Here is a 24,157-nt window from a genome sequence, read left to right on the forward strand (position 1 = left end):
TAGATTACAAGTACAGAATGAAATATACAATTGCAATAATCCCGGGAGATGGTATTGGACCAGAAGTAACCACGCAAGCAAAAAAAGCTTTAGATGCGGTGGCAGAAGTTTACGACCATATATTTTTATATAAAGAAGCTCAAATGGGCGCTTGTGCAATTGACAAAACAGGTGATCCATTACCGCAAGAAACCATAGAAATATGTAAAAATGCAGATGCAGTTTTATGTGGGGCTATTGGAGAATTAAAATATGATAATGACCCAACCTTAAAAGTAAGACCTGAACAAGGTTTATTGCGTTTAAGACAGGAGTTAGAGTTGTTTTGTAATGTAAGACCTGTAAAAGCATATCCTAAATTACTTAAAAACTCTCCTCTTAAAAAAGAAATTATTTCAGGAACAGATATCGTTATTTATAGGGAGTTAACATCTGGAATTTACTTCGGTAAAAAAGAAATAAGTGAAGATGGTTTAAAAGCATCAGACGTTTGTTCTTATACGGTAGATGAAATTTCTAGAATTACACACTTAGCTTTTAAAGCTGCTCAAGACAGAAAGAAAAAAGTAACTTTAATTGATAAAGCAAATGTTTTAGCAACTTCTCGTTTATGGAGAAAAACAGTTGCAAAAATTGGAGAAGAATATCCAGATGTTGCTTTAGATTTTATGTTTATAGATAATGCAGCAATGCAAATTGTATTAAACCCAAAACGATTCGATGTTATATTAACAGAAAACCTTTTTGGAGATGTTATTTCAGATGTAGCCTGTGTGATCGGAGGTTCAATCGGTATCTTGGCATCAAGTTCAGTAGGAGAAAAAAATGCATTATTCGAGCCAATTCACGGTTCATATCCGCAAGCAGCAGGTAAAGATATTGCCAATCCTTTAGCGTCTATTTTATCAGCAGCACTTATGTTAGAACATTTGGGTTTACATGATGAAGCAGATGCAATACAAAGAGCTGTAGAAAAATCGTTAGATTTAGGTATTACAACACAAGATTTAAAAGGTAAAAACCAGTATTCGGCTTCTACTGCAAAAGTGGGCGATTTTATAGCAGATTATATTGCGAACCAAGAAGATAGTAATATGAATTTTAAAAACATTCATATGGGGCAAAGCACAATCATTTAAGTTTTTTAGAAGCTGTTTCCAGCTTTCATTACTCGCTTTTTTTGTAAAAAACAAAAAAGAGCTCAAACAGACCATTCAATCTGGGCTAGACTTATTTTCTAGCAGTCATCAATAAAAAAATATTAGTTGCGTATTAAAATATAAATCGCAATATTTACACCAGTGAAAAAACAATTATTAAATATTATTTCTATTATCAACGTCATCGTAATTATTACGAATTGGTAAGGAAGTGATATTTATATTTTTTATAAACGAACCTTCCATTAAAATGGAAGGTTTTTTTATGAATTTATTTTAAAGATTGAGTATCATAATTAAGTGGGCTTAAATGCTTTAATTTCAGTTGATTAAGGTGCTTTTTTAACACGTGAATTTAAAGTAAGTTATTGAATTTTATTCAATAAAAATGGAGAAACATAGTAATTTAGACAACAAATTGAAGAAAACATTAAATGAAACTAAATAAGCACAGTAGCAGATTAACACAAGACGAATCTCAACCAGCATCACAAGCAATGTTGTATGCGGTAGGTTTAACGGATGAAGACATGCAGAAAGCGCAAGTTGGTATTGCGAGCACTGGTTATGATGGTAACCCATGTAATATGCATTTAAACAATTTGGCTGCAGAGGTCAAGATTGAAAGCAAAATTGCAGGTTTAGTCGGTTTAGGATTCAATACAATAGGTGTTTCAGATGGTATTTCTATGGGAACCTCTGGTATGAATTATTCATTAGCTTCAAGAGATATTATTGCAGATTCTATAGAAACTGTAATGAATGCTCAAAGTTATGATGCTTTAGTATCAGTAGTTGGTTGTGATAAAAATATGCCAGGAGCCGTAATTGCAATGTTGCGTTTAAATCGTCCATCAATTATGATGTATGGTGGTACAATTGCATCTGGAAACTACAAAGGAAAAAAGTTAAATATTGTTTCTGCTTTTGAGGCTTTAGGTCAAAAAATGGCTGGAGAAATAGAAGAGGAAGAATATAGAGAAGTTATAAAAAGAGCAATTCCTGGAGCTGGAGCTTGTGGTGGTATGTATACTGCAAACACAATGGCTTCTGCAATAGAATGTATGGGGTTCTCTTTACCATATAACTCATCTATACCGGCAGAAAATCCTAATAAATTATCTGAAGCAGAAAGAACAGCTTTGGCAATTAAAAACTTATTAGAATTAGATTTAAAACCTTTAGATATTATTTCTAAAAAATCTTTAGAAAACGCAATCGCGTTGGTAAATGCTTTAGGTGGATCTACAAATGCAGTATTACACTTTTTAGCAATTGCGCATGCAGCAGATATTGAGTTTACATTAGAAGATTTTCAAAAAGTTAGTGACAGAACTCCGTTAATTGCAGATTTAAAACCATCTGGAAAATATTTAATGGAAGATGTACATAGTATTGGAGGAACACCTGCAATAATGAAATACTTGTTAGATAAAGGATACTTACATGGAGATTGTATGACGGTTACTGGTAAAACATTAGCCGAAAACTTGGCGGATGTAGTAGCAATGGAATTTGATGAACAAGATGTAATTCACCCAACAGATAAAGCTTTAAAGTCTTCTGGTAACTTACAGATTTTATATGGAAACTTAGCAGAGGAAGGAGCTGTAGCAAAAATATCTGGAAATGAAGGATTGCTTTTTGAAGGAAAAGCAGTGGTTTATGATGGGGAACAAGCAGCAAATACCGGAATTATAAACGGAGAAGTAGAAAGAGGAGATGTAGTCGTCATTAGGTATGTTGGACCTAAAGGAGGACCAGGAATGCCAGAAATGTTAAAACCAACTTCTTTAATTATGGGAGCAGGTTTAGGGAAATCTGTAGCTTTAATTACAGATGGTCGTTTTTCTGGAGGAACCCATGGTTTTGTGGTTGGACATATTACACCAGAAGGACAAGAAGGAGGAACTATCGGAATTCTTGAAACTGGTGATAAAATTAGAATTAGTGCAGAAGATAATTCAATTAATGTATTGCTTTCTGATGAAGAGTTAGCTGCTAGAAGAGCAAATTGGATTGCTCCTGCATTAAAGCACAAAAAAGGGATTTTATATAAATATGCAAAATCAGTGGCATCAGCATCTAAAGGGTGTGTTACCGATTTATAGTTTTATAATAAAATCAAGAAACAAGATAAAAAAAAGAGACAAGATATCCTACGAGGTTTCAATAGCCTTGTAGGTATTTAAAAATATAAAACTATGGAAACTCAAACCATACAAAATAAACAAAACACAGCAAAAGTTACAGAAAGGATTTCTGGTAGCGAAGCAATCGTTAGGTGCTTAATTGCAGAAGACACAAAAATAATTTATGGGTATCCTGGTGGAGCAATTATGCCAGTGTATGATGAGTTATATAAATATCAAGATAAAATTCATCACGTTTTAACACGTCATGAGCAAGGTGCAACACATTCTGCACAAGGGTTTGCAAGAATCTCTGGTAAAGTAGGTGTATGTATTGCAACTTCTGGTCCGGGAGCAACCAATTTAATTACTGGTATTGCAGATGCACAAATAGACTCTACACCAATGGTGTGTATTACGGGGCAGGTGTTTTCTCATTTATTAGGAAGTGATGCGTTTCAGGAAACAGATATTGTAGGTATTTCTACACCAGTTACAAAATGGAACTGTCAAGTTACCAAAGCATCTCAAATTCCAGAAATGATGGCAAAAGCTTTTTACATTGCAAAGAGCGGAAGACCAGGGCCTGTTTTAATTGATATTACAAAAGATGCGCAACAGGAAATGTTCGATTTTTCATATGAAAAATGTACAAAAGTTAGAAGTTATAATCCAGTTCCAAAAACAGATGCTTCCACTTTAGAAGCAGCTGCTAAATTAATTAATGCTGCTAAAAAGCCATTAGTGGTTTGGGGACAGGGAGTTATTTTAAGTGAAGCAGAAGAAGCGTTTAAAGCTGTAATTGAAAAAGCAGGAATACCTTCTGCTTGGACAATATTAGGAGCTTCTGCAATTCCTACTTCGCATCCATTAAATGTGGGTATGGTTGGTATGCACGGTAATTATGCGCCAAACGTTTTAACAAATGAGTGTGATGTTTTAATTGCTATTGGTATGCGTTTCGATGATCGTGTTACGGGTAGTTTAAATACGTATGCAAAACAAGCCAAGGTAATTCACTTTGAAATTGATCCTGCTGAGGTAGATAAAAACGTAAAAACAGATGTAGCTGTTTTAGGTGATGCAAAAGCTAGCTTAGAATTATTGTTACCAATGTTAAACGAAAATAAGCATCCAGAATGGCGTCAAAAATTTGCAGATTTATACGCTATTGAATATGAAAAAGTAATTAAAGACGATATTCATCCAACGAAAGAAGGTTTAACTATGGGTGAGGTTTTAAAAGAAATCAACATTCAGAGTAAAGGAAACGCGGCAATTGTAAGTGATGTTGGTCAACATCAAATGATTGCTTGTAGATATGCTGAGTTCAATCAGTCAAAAAGTAATATTACTTCTGGTGGTTTAGGTACCATGGGCTTTGGTTTACCAGCGGCAATTGGTGCTAAAATGGCAGCTCCAGAAAGAGATGTAGTTTCAATTTCTGGTGATGGTGGTTACCAAATGACGATTCAAGAATTAGGAACTATCTTTCAGCAGAAAGTTGCTTTAAAAGTAGTGGTCTTAAATAATGAGTTCTTAGGAATGGTACGTCAATGGCAGCAATTGTTTTTTTGATAAACGTTATGCCTCTACAGAGATGACAAACCCAAACTTTGTGGCTATTGCAGAAGGGTATTATATAAAAGCAAAGAAAGTTACTAAACGAGAAGAATTGGCTGCGGCAGTTGAGGAGATGATGGCAAGTAAAGAAGCTTATTTCTTAGAGGTTTGTGTAGAGAAAGAAGGAAATGTTTTTCCTATGATTCCTACCGGAGCAAGTGTTTCAGACATTAGACTAGAGTAATAAAAAGAACAAGGAGTAGAGAACAAAGGGTAAAGGTTTATTAGAATAAAAGGCAATAATGGTCTATTTTCTATCATCTTTCTTCTAATATCTTTAAAAAAATGAGTACAGAAAAACAATTTTACACAGTATCTATTTATACTGAAAATAATATTGGATTGTTGAACAGAATTTCAGCAATTTTCCAAAGAAGACATATAAATATAGAGAGTTTAAATACATCTCCATCAGAAATACCTGGTGTTTCTAAATTTACCATTGTTGTAAGTATGACAGAGGAAAATATTAAGAAAATTATTGGTCAGATAGAGAAACAAGTAGAGGTTATTAAGGCGTATTATCATAATGATGATGAAACAATTTATCAGATTTCTGGGTTGTTTAAAATTAAATCTGAATTATTATTTGAAGAACCTCAAATTCAGAATATCATTAAAAAGAGCCACGCAAGAATTGTTACTGTAAATACTGAGTTTTTTGTGTTGGAAAAATCAGGGAAAAAAGAAGAGATAGTAGCATTATATGATCAATTAAGCGTTTTTGGTATTATGCAATATACACGTTCAGGACGTGTTGCTATTACTAAAGAAGAAATGAAAATATCAGCATTACTAGAAACATACAACAACTAAATAAAAAGAGTAAAGAGGCTAGAGGTTAGGTTATAGATGATTACGTAAAGTTAATATGGTGTCTATATTCTAAAATCTTAATTCTAAACAACAAACAAAAACAATAAAAATGTCAAATTATTTTAACACATTAACATTAAGAGAGCAATTAGAACAATTAGGGAAATGTCGTTTTATGGACGCTTCAGAATTTGAAGACGGAGTAGAAGCGTTGAAAGGGAAGAAAATTGTGATTGTAGGTTGTGGTGCACAGGGTTTAAACCAAGGTTTAAATATGAGAGAATCTGGTTTAGATATTTCTTATACATTAAGACAGGCTGCTATAGATCAAAAAAGACAGTCTTATATTAACGCGTCTTCAAATAATTTTGAAGTTGGTAGTTATGAAGAAATGTTACCAAGTGCAGATGTGGTTATTAATTTAACACCAGATAAACAACATACAAATGTTGTAACTGCAGTAATGCCTTTAATGAAAAAAGGAGCTACATTATCGTATTCTCATGGTTTTAATATCGTTGAAGAAGGAATGCAGGTTCGTGAAGATTTAACCGTAATTATGGTGGCGCCAAAGTCTCCAGGTTCTGAAGTTAGAGAAGAATATAAAAGAGGATTTGGAGTACCAACATTAATAGCAGTGCATCCAGAAAATGACCCACAAGGAAAAGGTTGGGCAGAAGCAAAAGCATATGCAGTTGCAACAGGAGGTCATAAAGCAGGAGTTTTACAATCTTCTTTTGTTGCTGAGGTAAAATCTGATTTAATGGGAGAGCAAACTATTTTATGTGGTTTGTTACAAACAGGAGCAATTTTATCTTTTGATAAAATGGTTGAAGAAGGAATTGAACCAGGTTATGCTGCTAAATTAATTCAGTATGGTTGGGAAACTGTAACTGAAGCTTTAAAGCATGGTGGAATTACCAATATGATGGACAGGTTGTCTAATCCTGCAAAAGTGGAAGCTTTTAGATTGTCTGAAGAATTAAAAGACATTATGCGTCCGTTGTTTCAAAAACACATGGATGATATTATGACAGGTCACTTCTCTCAAACAATGATGGAAGACTGGGCTAATGATGATAAAAACTTATTAACTTGGAGAGCTGCAACAGGAGAAACTGCTTTTGAAAAACAAGAAATTACAAGTGATGAAATTTCTGAACAAGAATACTTCGATCACGGAACTTTATTAGTTGCTTTTGTAAGAGCTGGTGTAGAATTAGCTTTCGAAGCAATGACAGAATCTGGTATTATAGCTGCTTCTGCTTATTATGAATCTTTACACGAAACGCCATTAATTGCAAATACAATTGCAAGAATGAAATTAGCAGAAATGAACCGTGTAATTTCTGATACTGCAGAATATGGTTGTTATTTGTTTGACCATGCTTGTAAGCCTTTATTAACAGATTTTATGAAAAATGTAAAAACTGATATTATTGGTAAATCTTTTAGCTCAGAAAATGGAGTTGATAACCAAGAATTAATTAGAATTAATGCTATTATTAGAAACCATCCAGTAGAGGTAGTAGGAGCAAAATTAAGAGCTTCTATGACAGCTATGAAAGTTATAAAAACGGCTTAATATAGTTCGTTTTTATAATGAAATAAATCCTTGAAAGAGGTGTAATTTAGGTTTCTATAAATTATAATGTCCCCCAAAAATTGAGTTAAAAAAACCTGTTAGATTTCATAATCTGACAGGTTTTATTTTTACATTTGATCGATGCAAACAAACCAAATTTATTATCCAAGTTTAGAAAGTGTAAGAGAGGCTTTAGAAAACTTAAAAGGTGTCGCTTTTGAGACGCCGCTTAGTAAAAACTTTAATTTATCAAAAGAACTAGCAGCAAACATTCTTTTTAAAAGGGAAGACTTACAGGTGGTTCGTTCTTATAAAATTAGAGGAGCATATAATAAGATGTCTTCTTTAACTTTAGATGAAAAACAGCGAGGAATTGTTTGTGCAAGCGCTGGTAATCATGCACAAGGAGTTGCTTTGTCTTGTAAACTACTGCAGATTAAGGGAACTATTTTTATGCCGTCTCCAACACCAAATCAGAAAATTAACCAAGTAAAAATGTTTGGTGAAGATTTTATTGAAATTGTAATTGAGGGAGATACTTTTGATGATGCTTCTGATGCTGCAAAACTAGAATGTGACTCAAAGAACAAAACTTTTATCCATCCTTTTAATGATGAAAAGGTAATAGAGGGGCAGGCTACGGTTGGTTTAGAGGTTTTAAATCAAACTAAAGAAAAAATAGATTATGTTTTTGTGCCTATTGGAGGTGGAGGTTTGTCTGCAGGATTGTCTTCTGTTTTTAAATATCTATCACCAGAAACAAAAATAATTGGTGTTGAGCCAGAGGGAGCTCCTTCTATGCTGACATCTATTCAAAATAAAGAAAATACAACGCTAGATAAAATTGATGCTTTTGTGGATGGAGCTGCTGTAAAGAGAGTAGGCGATTTAAACTTTGCTATTTGTCAGCAAAACCTAGCGGAAGTAATTACAGTTCCCGAAGGTAAAATATGCCAGACCATTTTAGATTTGTACAATAAAGATGCTATTGTAGTAGAGCCTGCAGGTGCTTTAAGTATTGCTGCTTTAGATTTTTTTGCTGATAAAATTAAAGGAAAGAATGTAGTCTGTGTAGTTAGTGGTAGTAATAATGATATTACAAGAACTGCAGAAATTAAAGAACGTGCATTGTTGTATGCAAATCTTAAGCATTACTTTATAGTAAAGTTTCCACAAAGAGCAGGGGCATTAAAAGAGTTTGTAGTAGAGATTTTAGGGCCTAATGATGATATAACTCATTTTGAATATACTAAAAAGAATAACAGAACAAATGGGTCTGCAGTTGTTGGTTTAGAGTTAAAATCTTCTCAAGATTTGGCTCCTTTAATTCAAAGAATGAAAGAAAACAATTTCTTTGGCGACTACCTAAATGACAAGCCAGATTTATTTCAATTTTTGGTGTAATTACATTGAATATTTAAATTATAATAAAAATAGAACCTCGAAAACCATTTCGTGTTTAAAAGTGTAAATGAGGTGTTATACAGTTATTTTTAGTTAATTTTGGACTATAAATAATTAAACTATTTATTTTTAATTATTATTTTTTTTATACAATTTATAAAATTAATTTATGAAGAAACAATTTACAGAGATTCCAGAAGCATATAAGATAACATCACTATTGCACCAAAAAACATATTTAGTTAGTGGTGAGTTAAAAGAGTGGAAAGGTGAAACTACAGAAGTATATTCTACAATTTCATCAACAAAAGAATACAAACCAACCTTATTGGGTACTGTTCCTAATTTAACAGGAGAAGAAGGTTTAGAAGCATTAAATTCTGCTTATAGAGCTTATGATAAAGGGCAGGGTTTATGGCCAACAATGCGTGTTGCAGACAGAATTGAATGTATGGAGGAGTTTGCAGAGCAAATGAAAACCAAACGAGATGAAGTTGTAAAACTGCTAATGTGGGAGATAGGAAAGGCATTACCGGATTCTGAAAAAGAATTTGATAGAACCATCGAGTATATCTACGATACTATTGAAGACTATAAGCAAATGGATAGAGATTCTGCTAAGTTTGAAAAAAGTAGTGGAGTACACGCGCATATTAGACGTGGTCCTTTAGGGGTAGTTTTATGTTTAGGACCTTATAATTATCCTTTAAACGAAACGTTCGCTTTGTTGATTCCTGCATTAATTATGGGGAATACAGCTGTTTTTAAACCTGCAAAACATGGAGTTTTATTATTATCTCCGTTGTTAGAGGCTTTTCAAAATAGTTTTCCAGAAGGTGTGGTGAATATTATTTATGGTAGAGGTAGGGTTTTAGCTACGCCTATCATGAAAACAGGTAAAGTAGATGTGTTGGCTTTAATAGGTAACAGTAAATCTGCGAATGCAATTCAAGCAAATCACCCTTTTAAAAACAGATTGCGTTTAGTGTTAGGTTTAGAGGCTAAAAATCCTGGAATTGTATTGCCGGATGCAGATTTAGACTTGGCAATAGATGAATGCCTTTCTGGAGCAACTTCTTTTAACGGACAACGCTGTACTGCTTTGAAAATTTTATATGTACATGAGCATATTGTAGATAAGTTTAACAAACGATTTGCAAAGAGAGTTGATGCTTTAAAATTTGGAAACCCATGGGAAGATGGTGTAAAATTAACACCTTTACCAGAACCAGAAAAACCAGCATATATTCAAGAATTAATTGACGATGCGACTTCTAAAGGAGCAAAAGTAATTAATAAAAAAGGAGGTAAAACTTCTGAAAACTATATTTTTCCAGCTGTTTTATATCCAGTTTCTAAAGATATGAGAGTTTTTAAAGAAGAGCAATTTGGACCAGTAACTCCTATTGTTTCTTTTAAAAATATTCAAGAGCCTTTAGATGATATGGCAGAATCTAATTACGGACAACAAGTAAGTGTTTTTGGTAGTGAAGTAAAAACTTTGGCACCGTTAATTGATACTTTGGTTAATTTAGTGTGTAGAGTAAACTTAAATAGTGCTGCGCAAAGAGGTCCAGATGTATATCCGTTTACGGGAAGAAAAGACTCTGCAGTATCAACTTTAAGTGTACATGATGCTTTGCGTTCTTTTTCTATTAGAACTTTTGTAGCTTCTAAAGACACACCTTACAACAATGCTATTTTAGAAGAGTTGTTAGATAAAAAGGCATCTAATTTTATCAATACAGATTATCTTTTGTAAAAAAAAGGTAGAAATTATATATTTAAAAAACCTCCAATTTTGGAGGTTTTTTTATTCTTGAAACCTACCTAAAAATTAAACCTTAATAGTTAACATTGGTTTTAAAGCATTTTTAGTCAAGTTTTTAATAACACTACCTGTAAATAAATGAGCCAGACCACTTCTACCATGGGTACTTAAGGTAATTAAGTCAGCATTAACATCTTTAGAAAAGTTTAAAATGCCTTTTTCTACTGAAACATCACTATACACGTTTATTTTATGTTTTGGTAAATTGTAATCAGAAATAAAATCTTTTATTTTATGTTTTGCTTCCGAAGTTGATTGAAAGTTCGCGGGAGTATTTATTTTTAGTAAATGGATATTGCTATTAAAAATTTTTGAAAAATCAACAAACTTACCAAACACTTCCTTATTCTCATCTTTGAAGTTAGATGCGAAAACTAAATTTTTTAATTTAAACTTTTTACTGTCTTTTTTTACAACAATAACTGGTCTTTTAGAATTTCGTACTACTTTTTCTGTATTAGAGCCAATAAGTATTTCTTCTAGTTCAGAATGACCTTTAGACCCCATTATTATTAAATCTGTATCAATTTTATCTGCATATTTTTGTATGCCCTCAAAAGGATTGTTCAGTTTTATAAAATACTTAACATGGGTGTCTTTACTAAAAAAGTTTTCTTTAAATTCTAGTATCTTTTCTCTAACTTTTCTTAAATACAGCATGCTTTCAGGAATACTAAATTTACTTCCATATCCCATGTCTGTAATACCTTTAGGGAGTTCTATTAAATGAATAAGATAAACGGTGGCCTTTGTTTTTCTAGCCATTTTTTCGGCCATTTTACATGCGTATTCAGAAGTTTTAGAAAAATCTATTGGGACTAAAATTTTTTTCATAGTACAACAAATTAGAGGTTAAAGTGATTGTATATAAAGTTACAAAAAATAATTGACTTCAACTTAGTTTGGTAAATCCCAAACATTTAGTATATTTGCACCGAAATTTACAATAAATGGAGAAGGAAGGGGACTAAAGAGTCCCCTCTTTTTATATTTTATTTTAGGATTTAAAATGAACCAAACCAAAGTAAGAAATTTAGTAGAGGAAGCACTGGCTGAGAATGAGTCGTTATATCTGATAGATTTGTCTATCTCAGAAAACAACAAAATTCAGGTTACAGTAGATGGTGATAATGGTGTTCCTTTAAGTGAATGCATTAGAATTAGTAAAAGTGTAGATGGTAATTTTGACAGAGAAGAAGAAGATTTTTCTCTAGAGGTTTCTACACCAGACATAGCGCATCCACTAAAAGTGAAGAGACAATATATTAAAAACATCAATAGAATACTTAAAGTAAAAACTTCTGAAGAAGAATTTGAAGGAACTTTGGTAGAATCGGATGAGGATAAAATTGTTTTAAATTGGAAAGCAAGAGAGCCAAAGCCAATAGGTAAAGGGAAGGTTACTGTAACAAAAACAGCAACTTTAGCCTATAAGGATATTATAGAAGCAAAAGTGAAGATTGTATTTTAAGCAAAAAATGTAATGGAGAATATAGCATTAATTGATTCGTTTTCAGAATTTAAAGATAACAAGAGTATAGACAGAGTAACATTAATGTCTATTTTAGAAGAGGTTTTTAGAGCTGCCCTAAAACGTAAGTTTGGTTCGGATGATAATTTTGATATAATTATTAACCCAGATAAAGGAGATTTAGAAATTTGGAGAAATAGAGTTGTTGTTGCAGATGGTTTTTCTGAAGATGATAATGAAGAAATTGAATTAGCGGAAGCAAGATTAATTGAGCCAGATTTTGAAATTGGTGAAGATGTATCTGAAGAAGTTAAGTTGATAGATTTAGGTAGAAGAGCTATCTTAGCATTACGTCAGAACTTAATTTCTAAAATTTACGAACACGATAGTACAAATATCTTTAAACAATTTAAGGATTTAGAAGGCGAGTTGTATACTGCCGAAGTACATCACATTCGTCACAATGCAATTATTTTGCTTGATGATGAAGGAAACGAAATTGTATTACCGAAAAGCGAGCAAATCCGTTCAGACTTTTTTAGAAAAGGAGATTCTGTAAAAGGAATTATTAAAACGGTAGAATTAAGAGGAAACAAACCAGCGATTATTTTATCTAGAACATCGCCTGTTTTCTTAAATAAATTATTTGAGCAAGAAATTCCTGAAGTTTTTGATGGTTTAATTACTGTTGAAGGAGTTGCAAGAATACCAGGGGAAAAAGCAAAAGTAGCGGTAGATTCTTATGATGATAGAATAGATCCTGTTGGAGCTTGTGTTGGTGTTAAAGGTTCAAGAATTCATGGTATTGTACGTGAGTTAGGTAATGAGAATATAGATGTTATTAACTATACCAAAAACGAGCAGTTATTTATTTCAAGAGCATTAAGTCCTGCAAAAGTGACTTCAATGGAAATAGAAATGTTTGAAGAAGAACGAAATGGTAAAAAAGGACGTGTAAGCGTTTTATTAAAACCAGAAGAAGTTTCTAAAGCAATTGGTAGAGGTGGTGTAAATATTCGTTTGGCAAGTGAGTTAACCGGTTACGAAATAGACGTTAAGAGAGAAGGTCTAGAAGAAGAAGACGTAGAGTTAACAGAATTTGGAGACGAAATTGAAGATTGGGTTATTGCTGAATTCAAGAAGATTGGTTTAGATACTGCTAGAAGCGTATTAGAAACTAGTGTTGCAGAGTTGGTAAAAAGAACCGATTTAGAAGAAGAAACAATTACGGATGTTCAAAAAATCTTGAAAGAAGAATTTGAGGACTAAGTATAGTAAAGAAGTAACGTAAAAAGCATATTTTTACAAGTATAAAGTTAAAAAGAATATATGTCTGTAGGCAAAACAATGAGGCTTAATAAAGTTTTAAGAGAATTAAACATTTCTCTTGATAGAGCAGTCGAATATTTAGCGGGAAAGGGTCACGAAATAGAATCGAGGCCAACCACTAAAATTACGGGTGACGTCTATCAAGTTTTACTTGATGGCTTTGAAAAAGATGCTAATAAGAAAGCTGCATCTAAAGAAGTTGGTGAAGAAAAACGAAAAGAGAAAGAAGCTATTCGTTTAGAGCATGAAGCTAAATTAGAGAAGAAAAGAGCGGAAGAGGTTAAGAAGGAAGAGGTTTTAAGAGCCAAAGCAGATAAATTAGAGTTTAAGACTGTTGGTAAAATCGATATTGATAATATTGGTAAAAAACCTGCTGAAAAAGTTGAAAAGGTAAAAGAAGAACCTGTAGAGGTTGTTGCAGAACCTAAAGCTAAAACAGAAGAGCCTAAAGTTGAAGAACCTAAAGTAGTAGCAGAAGCACCAGTTGTAGAGACTAAAGCAGAGGCTTCTAAGGAACAAGAAACTCCGGCTGTTGAAAAACCAGTTGAAGAAAAACCAAAGGTGGTAGCACCAGAGGTTAAGAAATCTGTTTCTGAAATAGAAAAAGAAGTTTCTAAAGTTGGTGATAAACCAAAAGGGAAAAAAGACGCTTCAAAATCAGAAGAGAAAGCTGAAGAGGTTACTGCAGAAAATGCAGAAGCTATCAAAACGCAATATAAAAAATTAGACGGTCCTAATTTTACAGGTAAGAAAATTGACTTAAAACAATTTGAAAGACCTAAGAAAAAGAAACCTGAACCTAAAAAAGATGCAAACGCAGACAAGAAGAAACGTAAGCGTATTGTAACTAAAGCTGGTGCACCAGGTTCTGCTACGGCAAGACCAAGTAGACCAGGTCAAGGAAATAGAGCAGGTGGAAGTAGACCTCCATTTAATAGAGGTGGTAGAGGTGCCGCTAGACCAGCAGCAGTTAAAAAAGAAGAACCAACTGAAGCAGAAATTCAAAAACAAGTAAGAGAAACACTTGAGAAACTGCAAGGAAAATCTTCTAGAGGTAAAGGAGCAAAATACCGTAGAAATAAAAGGGATGCCCACAGAGAACATTCTGATGCTGAGTTAGAAGCTCAAGCATTAGACAACAAGATCTTAAAAGTAACAGAGTTTGTTACTGTAAGTGAAGTTGCTACAATGATGGAAGTTCCTGTAACAAATATTATTTCTGCATGTATGTCTTTAGGTATGATGGTAACAATGAATCAGCGTTTAGACGCAGAAACATTAGTTATTGTTGCTGAAGAATTTAACCACAAAGTAGAATTTGTTGGTGCAGAAGTAGAGGAGTCTATAGAAGAGGTAGTTGATAAACCAGAAGAATTAGAAAATCGTGCACCAATTATTACGGTAATGGGTCACGTAGATCATGGTAAAACATCTTTATTAGATTATATTAGAAAAGCAAATGTTATTGAAGGCGAAAGCGGAGGAATTACACAGCATATTGGTGCGTACTCTGTAAAAGTTGGAGATCAAAAAATAGCATTTTTAGATACACCAGGTCACGAGGCGTTTACAGCAATGCGTGCACGTGGAGCTCAGGTAACGGATTTAGTTATTATTGTAGTTGCAGCAGATGATGATGTGATGCCGCAAACTAAAGAAGCAATTTCTCATGCGCAAGCTGCGGGAGTGCCTATTATATTTGCAATCAATAAAATTGATAAACCAAATGCAAATCCAGATAATGTAAAAACGCAATTATCTCAAATGAATTTGTTGATAGAAGAATGGGGTGGTAACATACAGTCTCAAGATATATCAGCAAAACATGGAACAGGTGTTCCAGAATTATTAGAGAAAGTTTTATTAGAAGCTGAAATTTTAGAATTGAAAGCAAACCCTAATAAAAATGCAGTTGGTGCAGTAGTGGAAGCATTATTAGATAAAGGTAGAGGATACGTTTCTACGATACTAGTACAAGCAGGAACTTTAAAAATTGGAGATTACTTGTTAGCAGGTAAGCACAGTGGTAAAGTAAGAGCAATGTTTGATGATAAAGGAAACAATTTAAAAACTGCCGGACCATCAACACCAGTATCTATTTTAGGTTTAGACGGAGCGCCACAAGCTGGAGACAAGTTTGTAGTATTTGATGATGAAAGAGAAGCAAAACAAATTGCCTCTAAACGTTCTCAATTACAACGTGAGCAATCTGTAAGAACTCAGAAAACATTAACGTTAGATGAAATTGGACGTAGAATTGCGTTAGGAGACTTTAAAGAATTAAACATTATCTTAAAAGGAGATGTAGATGGTTCTGTAGAAGCTTTAACAGATTCTTTCCAAAAACTATCAACAGAAGAAATTCAAGTAAATATTTTACATAAAGGTGTTGGAGCCATTACAGAAAGTGATGTGTTATTAGCAACAGCTTCAGATGCAATTATTGTTGGGTTTAATGTACGTCCGCAAGGAAATGCAAGAGCAGTAGCCGATAGAGAAGAAGTAGATATTAGAACATACTCTATTATTTATGCAGCTATCAATGACTTAAAAGACGCCATGGAAGGAATGTTATCTCCAGAAATGAAAGAAGAAGTTACTGGTAATGTAGAGATTAGAGAAATCTATAAAATCTCTAAAGTTGGTAACATTGCAGGTTGTATGGTAATGTCTGGTAAAATCCAAAGAGATTCTCAAATTAGAATTATTAGAGACGGAATTGTAGTGCACGACGGAACTTTAACAGCGTTAAAACGTTTTAAAGATGATGTTAGAGAAGTTACAAAAGGATTCGATTGTGGTATTCAAATTAAAAACTATAATGATATTATAGAAGGAGATGTAATTGAAGCTTACAAGGAAGTAGCAGTTAAGAAGAAATTGAAATAATAATTTCAAAACTTAGATATAAGATCGAGATTTCAGCATGCTGAAATCTCGATTTTTTTTTTATAACAATGAATTTAATCAGTCGTTTTGGTGTTTATTTGCTATTATACTTATTTTAGCATAAATAATCATAAACATTTGTAAGGTTTTCACTTTTAAGAGGACTTGAATACTAATATTATAAATAAATATAACAAACCATGAAAAAATCTATTTTATCAATTGCAATTTTTGCTATTACATTAATTAGTTCAACAGGAACAAATGCACAAGACTTTAAAGGTTTAGATAAAAGCCCAATGGATGGTGCTGCATACCCAAGTAGTTATAAAATTTCAGACAAAGTTGTAAAAGTAACTTACGGAAGACCACAATTAAATGGAAGAGAATTAAGTAAATTAGCTCCTGTTGATGAAGTTTGGAGAACAGGTGCAAATGAAGCTGCAGAAATTACTTTCTACAAAGATGTTGTTTTTGGTGGTAAGGCTGTAAAAGCAGGAACTTATACGTTATTTACAATTCCTAAAACCGAAGGAGATTGGGTTGTAATTTTAAGTACAGCAAAAAATGTTTGGGGATCTTATTTTTATAAAGAAGACCAAGATGTTGTTAGAGTACCAGGTACGGTTTCTACATCAGATAAAAACATAGAAGCGTTTTCTATGATGTTTGCAGATGATATGACTTTAAAAATGGGATGGGCTAATACAATAGTTTCTGTTTCTATTAAATAATTTTCTTTAAGAAATAATTGAATCCGTCTAAAGAAATTTAGACGGATTTTTTATGTCATTTAATTTAAAGAAATGAATTTCTTGCTTACAAAGAATAAACGTAAATTTGTGCACTTTAATAAAAGAATCAAATGCAATATAATCACTTAGATATAGAAAAGAAATGGCAAAAATTTTGGGCAGAGAACCAAACTTTTAAAGCCAGTAATGAATCGGAAAAACCTAAATATTATGTTTTAGACATGTTTCCTTATCCATCCGGAGCAGGTTTACATGTTGGACATCCTCTAGGATATATTGCTAGTGATATTTATGCACGTTACAAGCGTCATAAAGGTTTTAATGTATTGCATCCGCAAGGATATGATTCTTTTGGTTTACCAGCAGAACAATATGCAATTCAAACAGGTCAGCATCCAGCAAAAACTACTGAAGATAATGTAGCTACTTACAGAAGACAATTAGACACTATTGGTTTTTCTTTTGATTGGAGTAGAGAAGTAAGAACTTCTAGTCCGGAATATTATAAATGGACTCAGTGGATTTTTATTCAATTGTTCAATTCTTGGTACAATAAAGATTCGGATAAAGCGGAAGATATTTCTACTTTAGAAACAATCTTTAAAAAAGATGGAAATGCAACTGTAAATGCTGTTTGTGATGAAGAAATTAAATCTTTTTCTGCAGATGAATGGAAAGCGTTATCAAAAAAAGAACAAGAAGAAATATTATTACAATACCGTTTAACATTTTTATCAGATACAGAAGTAAACTGGTGTCCTGCATTAGGAACTGTTTTAGCTAATGATGAGATTGTAAACGGAGTATCAGAAAGAGGAAGTCATCCTGTTATTCGTAAAAAGATGACACAATGGTCTATGAGAATTTCTGCATATGCACAGCGTTTGTTAGATGGATTAGAAAAAATAGATTGGCCACAACCATTAAAAGACTCTCAAACCAATTGGATTGGACGTTCGCAAGGAGCAATGGTTTCTTTTGATGTTGATAATGGTGCTAAAAATACTTCTTCGGAAGTAAAATTATCTTACAAAGAATTAGAAGCATTAAAAGAATTACGTCAGAATTTATCGAAAGCAGAAGCAATTCTTTGGGATGAATTAAAGAATAAAAAAGGAGCATCAAAATTTAGAAAAAAATATACAATTGGTACCTTTTTGGTAGATTATGTATGTTTAGCTAAAAACTTAATTGTTGAATTTTCTGGTAAAGAAGATGAAGAAGCAAGAACAGCATTTTTTAATAATGAAAGTTTTAATGTTGTTCGTTTTAAAAACGAAGAAGTAGTTGAAAATGTATTAAAAGTGGTTGCTGCGATTAATACAGCAATTCAGTTTCCAAAAAAGATTGAAAAATCAGTAGAAACAGAAGTAGTTGTAAAAGACGAGAAGTCTTATAAGATTGATGTTTTTACAACAAGACCAGATACCATTTACGGAGTAAGTTTTATGACATTAGCTCCAGAACATGAGTTGGTATCAAAAATTACAACAGATGCTCAAAAAGCAGAAGTTGAGGCATATATTACAGCTACTGCAAAACGTTCTGAACGTGATAGAATGGCAGATGTAAAAACCATTTCAGGAGCTTTTACAGGTGCGTATGCAATTCACCCTTTTTCAGGTGAAAAGGTCCAAATCTGGATTGGAGATTACGTGTTAGCAAACTACGGAACAGGAGCTGTTATGGCTGTACCTTGTGGAGATCAGCGTGATTATGATTTTGCAAAACACTTTGGAATTCCGATTCCTAATATTTTTGAAGGTGTAGATATTTCTGAAGAAGCACACACTGGAAAAGACGGAACAAAGATTGCAAATTCTGATTTTTTATCAGGATTAAAATATAAGAAAGCCTTAAAATTAGCCATTTTCGAAATGGAAAAACGTGGCTTTGGTTACGGAAAAATAAACTATAGATTAAGAGACGCTGTTTTTAGCAGACAACGTTATTGGGGAGAACCTTTTCCTGTTTATTATAAAGACGGAATGCCACAAATGATTGATGCAGAACATTTGCCAATCGTATTGCCAGAAGTGGTAAAATACTTACCAACGGAAGATGGAAAACCACCTTTAGGGAACGCAACAGAATGGGCTTGGGATTCTCGAGGCAAGAAAGTGGTTTCTAACGATAAGTTAAAAAACAAAACTGTTTATCCTTTAGAATTAAATACAATGCCAGGTTGGGCGGGTAGTTCTTGGTATTTTAACAGATACATGGATGCTACAAATTCTACCGAGTTTGCAAGCAAAGAAAACCTAGACTACTGGAAAGAAGTAGATTTATATATTGGAGGATCTGAACATGCAACTGGGCATTTATTATATGCTCGTTTTTGGCAGAAATTCTTGTTCGATAAAGGAATTGTACCTGTAGATGAGTTTGCTAAAAAGCTTATTAATCAAGGAATGATTTTAGGAACTTCTGCTTTTGTTTACAAAGCAACTGCTTTTGTTAAGAATGGTTGTGGTTGTTCTGATGAAAAATCTATGGATGATGTTTTAGAGAAAATACCAACCGTATTTGTGTCTAAAAATACATTTACTTCTGATGATGAATTTGAAACGGTTGTTATAAATTACTTATTAGATAATAAATTCTTAGATCCTAATTTTGCAGATTTAGTAATGATTACTAAAACAGCTTTACATGCAGATGTTTCTTTAGTAAATGCTTCTGATGAATTAGATGTTGATGGATTTAAAAATCATGCTTTAAATGCTGATTATAAAAATGCTGAATTTGTTTTAGAAGACGGAGCTTATAAAGTAGGACGTGAAGTAGAAAAAATGTCTAAGTCTAAATACAATGTTGTAAATCCTGATGCTATTTGTGAAGAATACGGAGCAGATAGTTTACGTTTATTCGAAATGTTTTTAGGCCCTTTAGAACAAGCGAAGCCTTGGAAAACTTCTGGTATTTCTGGAGTTTCATCTTTCTTAAAGAAATTATGGAAACTGTATTTTAATGAAGAAGTATTTGAAGTATCTGATACCGCAGCAACAAAAGACGAGTTAAAGACATTGCATAAAACCATTAAAAAAGTAGAAGATGATATAGAGAATTTCTCTTTTAACACATCGGTTTCTACTTTTATGATTGCTGTAAACGAGTTAACTGCTTTAAAATGTAATAAACGTGCAATATTAGAACCTTTAGCAATTTTGGTTTCTCCTTATGCACCTCACATTGCAGAAGAGTTATGGAGTTTATTAGGTCATAAAGAATCTATTTCTACTGCAGATTTTCCTGTTTTTGAAGCAAGTCATTTAGTGGAAAGTGCTAAAAATTATCCTATTTCTTTTAACGGGAAAATGCGTTTTACATTAGAACTTCCTCTAGATTTATCAAAAGAAGAAATAGAGAAAATAGTAATGGAAAATGAAAAAACAATTGCACAATTAGAAGGTAAAGCTCCTAAAAAAGTAATTATTGTTCCTGGTAAAATTATAAACATCGTAATCTAGTACACGTAACGTGTTCTTTTGTATTAGCTTGTTTTTGTCATTCCGAACCAAGAATTGAGGAGGAATCTTATAAAGATAGTAACTGTTTTTTATGAGATTTCTCAATCGCAAAAAAGCTCATTTCGAAATGATAAATTATGCAATTCATATATTAGAAAATATAAGTAAGTCAAACATATTTTAGAGATAATTAAAAGCCATTGCAATTTTGTGATGGCTTTTTTTATTTAACTATCTTGTGAGCTGAATGAGTGTAACAAAAGAGCAACTTTTTAAACGTCAAATTACTTTATCTGAGATTGGTGAAGAAGGTCAGGATCAACTACAAAAAGCATCTGTTTTAGTGGTTGGTTGTGGCGGATTAGGAAGTCCGATTGCTGTGTATTTGGCCGCAAGCGGAATTGGGAAAATTCACCTCGTAGATTTTGATACTGTTGATGTTTCTAATTTACATAGACAAGTTTTTTATAGTTTAGAAGATGTTGGCAAATCAAAAGCAGCAGTTTTATCAGAATTTATAAAAAAGAGAGCCGCTTTTACTGATGTTAGTTTTACTAATAAACCAATTACTAAAGAAAACGTTTTTGAGTTGATTTCTGAATTTGATATTATTGTAGATGGCACAGATTCTCTACCTACAAAATATTTGTTAAATGATGCTTGCGTCATTAAAAATAAGCCATTGGTTTATGGTTCTTTGTATAAGTTTGATGGATATGTAGCTACTTTTAATGTTTTACAAAATGACGGAAGTTATTCAGCCAATTTAAGAGATGCTTTTCCAGAAATGGCAACAGATGTTCCTAATTGTTCAGAAGCGGGAACTATGAACGCTATTGTTGGTCTCATTGCTACGCAACAAGTAAATGAAGTTATAAAATTGATAACAAGTATTGGAAAACCGTTAGCAAATGAATTATTGATTTACAATTCGCTTCAAAATACACAATTAAAAATGAAGTTAAAACCAACCGTTTTAAAAGATAAGATTGCTAAATTATTTGAAGTACAAGCGTATTTTGATGCAGTTTGTGAGCTTCAAAATAAGGATTGGCAAATATCATCAGAAGAGTTAAAAGAACGTTTGGCACTTCAAGAGCAATCGAAAAGTTTAGAATTGATAGCCGTTTTACCGAATTTAAAATTGCCTTTTAAGGTGGATCAAACAATTCCTATTCAAGAGTTTGATGTAGATGCTATTCAGGTAGATTTTAATAAAACCTATGTAATGGTTTGCCAAAGAGGGTTAAATAGTTACAGAGCGACCAGAATATTAAAGAAAAAATATCCAGCATTAACTGTTTTAAGTTTAACTGGAGGAATATCTGTTTATTAAGTTTTGAAGGATAAAAACGTAATTATTCACTTTGGCAAAAGATCTATTTTCAGTAGAGCTCTTGCGGCAATTTTCTACTCATTAACGTTGTTTTTAGTGTATAAATATTTTATTATAGAAAGTTCGTTTTCTCTTAATAAGTTAAGGTCAAATGTGTTTTCTATTACATCATTAATTATACTTGGTATTAAGTTTTCGGTTTTGGAAAGTCATCATTTTAATTTTCAAGAAATGAAATACAGAAAATTTTATTCTGTAGGCCCTATTGGTTTTGGAAAATGGAAAGCAATAAGAAAATTAGATAGAGTTTCTACATTTTTAAATAATAGAAAAGAATGCGAAGTTAATATTTGGGATATTAGTAATAAAAGATATAGAATTGCCGTTTTTGATGAGATAGATAATGCTGTTATTTATGGTAGAGATTTAGCCAAAAACTTAGAAATTAAATTTTTAGAAAGAAATTAAAAGAATGAAAACTCCTGTAGATTTTTATAGTCAAGAAAAGTTAACATTAGAAAAAGAAGCCACCATTTTAAAACGTAAATCGGTAAACTTAAGTGTTTTTAGATTTGCAGTTTTCTTAGCGACTTGCTTTTTAGTGTATTTAACTTTTGGTAGTTATCCCGATGTTTTTATCGTTGCTTTTTTAGGGATTTTATTGTTTGGGTTTTTAGTCGTAAAACAGGTTAGTTTACAAAGAAAACGAGCTATTGTTAAAGCTAAAATTAACATCAATAATACAGAACTAGAAGTTTTAAATAGGAATTTCCATCATTTAGAATCTGGAGAGGAATTTGTTAACCCAACTCATTATTATAGTAATGATATCGATTTGTTTGGTGTTGGTTCATTTTTTCAATATGCAAATAGAACGGTAACAGGTGAAGGGAAGAAACTACTTGCAAATACGTTTACAGAAAATAAAACAGACGGAATTGTAGAGAAGCAAAATACTATTAAAGAATTAGCTACAAAAGTAACTTGGAGGCAGCATTTTTCCGCTTTGGCAAGTTTAATAACCACAAAAGATACGTCTGGTTTTATTGTAAATTGGATTCAGGAGTATACAGCAGTTTTACCTGCTTTTTTAAAGGGAGTACAAATTGGTTTTTCGGTAGTTTCTTTAGTTTTAATTAGTTTAATTTCTTTTGGATTTGTTTCGTTTACTTATTTAATTCTTTGGTTTTTTATAGGTCTATTCATCACAGCAGCTTATGTTAAAAAAACAGGTAACTTATATGCTGATACAGATAAAGTGAGAGAAACTTTTAAGCAATATCACGTATTATTAAATGAAATTGAAAACGAAAAATTTACTTCTAAAGTTTTAGTAGAAAAACAAGCTATTATTAATTCCGAGAGTAAAAAAGCTTCTACAATTTTTAAAGAATTTTCTAAAGTTTTAGATGGATTTGATCAACGTAATAATATTTTAATTTCAGTGGTTGGTAACGGACTTTTTTTAATTGAAATTTTCAATGCTTGCAGAGTAGAAAAATGGATTACTACCTACAAACACACGGTAGATAAATGGTTTTCTGTGGTTGCTTTTTTTGATGCTCAAAATTCGTTAGCAAACTTTCATTTTAATCATACAAAATTCATTTTCCCAGAAATTACAGTAGAGAAAGTAGTTATAAAAGCTGCTAATTTAGGACATCCTTTATTAAAGGTTGATAAAAGAATTGACAACGATTTTACTATTGATAAAGAACAGTTTTTTATTGTTACAGGAGCAAATATGGCTGGAAAAAGTACTTTTTTAAGAACTATTTCTTTGTCTATTGTTATGGCAAATTGTGGTTTACCCGTTTGTGCAGAGAGTTTTAAATATGCGCCAATTAAGTTGATTACAAGTATGCGAACTACAGATTCTTTAACGGAAGATGAATCGTATTTTTATTCTGAATTAAAGCGTTTAAAGTTTATTGTTGATGAAATTAAAACTACAGATTACTTTATCATTTTAGATGAAATTTTAAAAGGAACCAACAGTAAAGACAAGGCAATTGGTTCTAAAAAGTTTGTTGAAAAGTTAACAAAATCTAAGTCCACCGGAATTATTGCAACCCACGATGTGAGTTTGTGTGAATTAGAAAACGAGTTTACTGGTATTAAAAACTATTATTTTGATGCAGAAATTATAGACGATGAATTGCACTTCGATTATACCTTAAAAAACGGAATTTGTAAAAACATGAATGCTTCTTTTTTATTGAAAAAAATGGAAATTGTTTAGTGTGTTAATTCGATGAAAAGTATAGAATTGTTACTTCAGCTTTAGGAGAAGTCTCATAAAGAGGAGAACGCAAAATGGGGCAATATTATGTGATTTCTCTCTGCGGTCGAAATG

The 24,157-nt window shown here is 32.3% G+C and carries 15 protein-coding genes and 1 pseudogene; 15 read left to right on the forward strand and 1 reads right to left on the reverse strand.

The annotated features are described in order from the left end of the window. The first annotated feature begins 17 nt into the window (after positions 1–17). From leuB to H0I28_RS15625, 7 genes and pseudogenes are all read left to right on the forward strand, one after another. Positions 18–1,139: a 3-isopropylmalate dehydrogenase gene (leuB, locus tag H0I28_RS15595; protein ID WP_218732343.1), complete on the forward strand. Its 1,122-nt coding sequence runs from the start codon at positions 18–20 to the stop codon at positions 1,137–1,139. A gap of 455 nt (positions 1,140–1,594) precedes the next feature. Further along, positions 1,595–3,271: a dihydroxy-acid dehydratase gene (gene ilvD, locus H0I28_RS15600; protein WP_218732344.1), complete on the forward strand. Its 1,677-nt coding sequence runs from the start codon at positions 1,595–1,597 to the stop codon at positions 3,269–3,271. A gap of 93 nt (positions 3,272–3,364) precedes the next feature. Continuing rightward, positions 3,365–5,099: pseudogene (ilvB, locus tag H0I28_RS15605) on the forward strand (biosynthetic-type acetolactate synthase large subunit). 101 nt (positions 5,100–5,200) lie between these two features. Further along, a complete protein-coding gene (gene ilvN / locus H0I28_RS15610) occupies positions 5,201–5,731 on the forward strand; it encodes an acetolactate synthase small subunit (RefSeq protein WP_165734284.1) in 531 nt (176 codons plus the stop codon). Positions 5,732–5,840: 109 nt separating this feature from the next. Beyond that, positions 5,841–7,316, forward strand: a complete 1,476-nt coding sequence (gene ilvC, locus H0I28_RS15615; RefSeq protein WP_208890923.1) for a ketol-acid reductoisomerase — start codon at positions 5,841–5,843, stop codon at positions 7,314–7,316. 141 nt (positions 7,317–7,457) lie between these two features. Beyond that, positions 7,458–8,720, forward strand: a complete 1,263-nt coding sequence (gene ilvA / locus H0I28_RS15620; RefSeq protein WP_218755069.1) for a threonine ammonia-lyase IlvA — start codon at positions 7,458–7,460, stop codon at positions 8,718–8,720. Positions 8,721–8,889: 169 nt separating this feature from the next. After that, positions 8,890–10,482 (forward strand): NADP-dependent glyceraldehyde-3-phosphate dehydrogenase, encoded by a 1,593-nt coding sequence (locus H0I28_RS15625; RefSeq protein WP_218732347.1) that lies wholly within the window; start codon positions 8,890–8,892, stop codon positions 10,480–10,482. A gap of 75 nt (positions 10,483–10,557) precedes the next feature. On the opposite strand, the gene H0I28_RS15630 is transcribed toward H0I28_RS15625, so the two are convergent. After that, entirely contained in the window at positions 10,558–11,385 is an 828-nt protein-coding gene (locus H0I28_RS15630; protein ID WP_218759684.1) for a universal stress protein, read from the reverse strand. 175 nt (positions 11,386–11,560) lie between these two features. On the opposite strand from H0I28_RS15630, the gene rimP reads away from it, so the two are divergent. The 8 genes from rimP (at position 11,561) to H0I28_RS15670 (ending at position 24,043) form a co-directional block, all read left to right on the forward strand. Further along, complete coding sequence (rimP, locus tag H0I28_RS15635) at positions 11,561–12,022, forward strand: ribosome assembly cofactor RimP (RefSeq protein ID WP_218759686.1); 462 nt, start codon at positions 11,561–11,563, stop codon at positions 12,020–12,022. A gap of 12 nt (positions 12,023–12,034) precedes the next feature. Further along, entirely contained in the window at positions 12,035–13,291 is a 1,257-nt protein-coding gene (gene nusA / locus H0I28_RS15640) for a transcription termination factor NusA (RefSeq protein WP_165734290.1), read from the forward strand. A gap of 60 nt (positions 13,292–13,351) precedes the next feature. Further along, entirely contained in the window at positions 13,352–16,240 is a 2,889-nt protein-coding gene (gene infB, locus H0I28_RS15645; protein WP_218759687.1) for a translation initiation factor IF-2, read from the forward strand. Between the two features lie 200 nt (positions 16,241–16,440). Further along, on the forward strand, positions 16,441–16,974 hold the full coding sequence (locus H0I28_RS15650; protein WP_218755072.1) for a DUF2911 domain-containing protein: 534 nt from the start codon (positions 16,441–16,443) through the stop codon (positions 16,972–16,974). Between the two features lie 131 nt (positions 16,975–17,105). Next, entirely contained in the window at positions 17,106–20,465 is a 3,360-nt protein-coding gene (locus H0I28_RS15655; protein ID WP_218759688.1) for a class I tRNA ligase family protein, read from the forward strand. A 247-nt stretch (positions 20,466–20,712) separates the two neighbouring features. After that, a complete protein-coding gene (locus tag H0I28_RS15660; RefSeq protein ID WP_218755074.1) occupies positions 20,713–21,801 on the forward strand; it encodes a HesA/MoeB/ThiF family protein in 1,089 nt (362 codons plus the stop codon). A 231-nt stretch (positions 21,802–22,032) separates the two neighbouring features. Further along, positions 22,033–22,269, forward strand: coding sequence for a hypothetical protein (locus H0I28_RS15665; protein ID WP_218759689.1), 237 nt, complete (start codon positions 22,033–22,035; stop codon positions 22,267–22,269). A 4-nt stretch (positions 22,270–22,273) separates the two neighbouring features. Then, positions 22,274–24,043, forward strand: a complete 1,770-nt coding sequence (locus H0I28_RS15670; protein ID WP_218759690.1) for a DNA mismatch repair protein MutS — start codon at positions 22,274–22,276, stop codon at positions 24,041–24,043. Positions 24,044–24,157: the final 114 nt, after the last annotated feature.

Origin of the sequence: Polaribacter sp. AHE13PA (genome assembly GCF_019278505.1) — a bacterium.
GTDB lineage: Bacteria > Bacteroidota > Bacteroidia > Flavobacteriales > Flavobacteriaceae > Polaribacter.

What these genes read in the sequence shown, in the direction of transcription:
- leuB (WP_218732343.1), top strand. Translation starts at nt 18, where the DNA reads ATGAAATATACAATTGCAATAATCCCGGGAGATGGTATTGGACCAGAA.
- ilvD (WP_218732344.1), top strand. Translation starts at nt 1,595, where the DNA reads ATGAAACTAAATAAGCACAGTAGCAGATTAACACAAGACGAATCTCAA.
- ilvN (WP_165734284.1), top strand. Translation starts at nt 5,201, where the DNA reads ATGAGTACAGAAAAACAATTTTACACAGTATCTATTTATACTGAAAAT.
- ilvC (WP_208890923.1), top strand. Translation starts at nt 5,841, where the DNA reads ATGTCAAATTATTTTAACACATTAACATTAAGAGAGCAATTAGAACAA.
- ilvA (WP_218755069.1), top strand. Translation starts at nt 7,458, where the DNA reads ATGCAAACAAACCAAATTTATTATCCAAGTTTAGAAAGTGTAAGAGAG.
- H0I28_RS15625 (WP_218732347.1), top strand. Translation starts at nt 8,890, where the DNA reads ATGAAGAAACAATTTACAGAGATTCCAGAAGCATATAAGATAACATCA.
- H0I28_RS15630 (WP_218759684.1), bottom strand. Translation starts at nt 11,385, where the DNA reads ATGAAAAAAATTTTAGTCCCAATAGATTTTTCTAAAACTTCTGAATAC.
- rimP (WP_218759686.1), top strand. Translation starts at nt 11,561, where the DNA reads ATGAACCAAACCAAAGTAAGAAATTTAGTAGAGGAAGCACTGGCTGAG.
- nusA (WP_165734290.1), top strand. Translation starts at nt 12,035, where the DNA reads ATGGAGAATATAGCATTAATTGATTCGTTTTCAGAATTTAAAGATAAC.
- infB (WP_218759687.1), top strand. Translation starts at nt 13,352, where the DNA reads ATGTCTGTAGGCAAAACAATGAGGCTTAATAAAGTTTTAAGAGAATTA.
- H0I28_RS15650 (WP_218755072.1), top strand. Translation starts at nt 16,441, where the DNA reads ATGAAAAAATCTATTTTATCAATTGCAATTTTTGCTATTACATTAATT.
- H0I28_RS15655 (WP_218759688.1), top strand. Translation starts at nt 17,106, where the DNA reads ATGCAATATAATCACTTAGATATAGAAAAGAAATGGCAAAAATTTTGG.
- H0I28_RS15660 (WP_218755074.1), top strand. Translation starts at nt 20,713, where the DNA reads ATGAGTGTAACAAAAGAGCAACTTTTTAAACGTCAAATTACTTTATCT.
- H0I28_RS15665 (WP_218759689.1), top strand. Translation starts at nt 22,033, where the DNA reads ATGAAATACAGAAAATTTTATTCTGTAGGCCCTATTGGTTTTGGAAAA.
- H0I28_RS15670 (WP_218759690.1), top strand. Translation starts at nt 22,274, where the DNA reads ATGAAAACTCCTGTAGATTTTTATAGTCAAGAAAAGTTAACATTAGAA.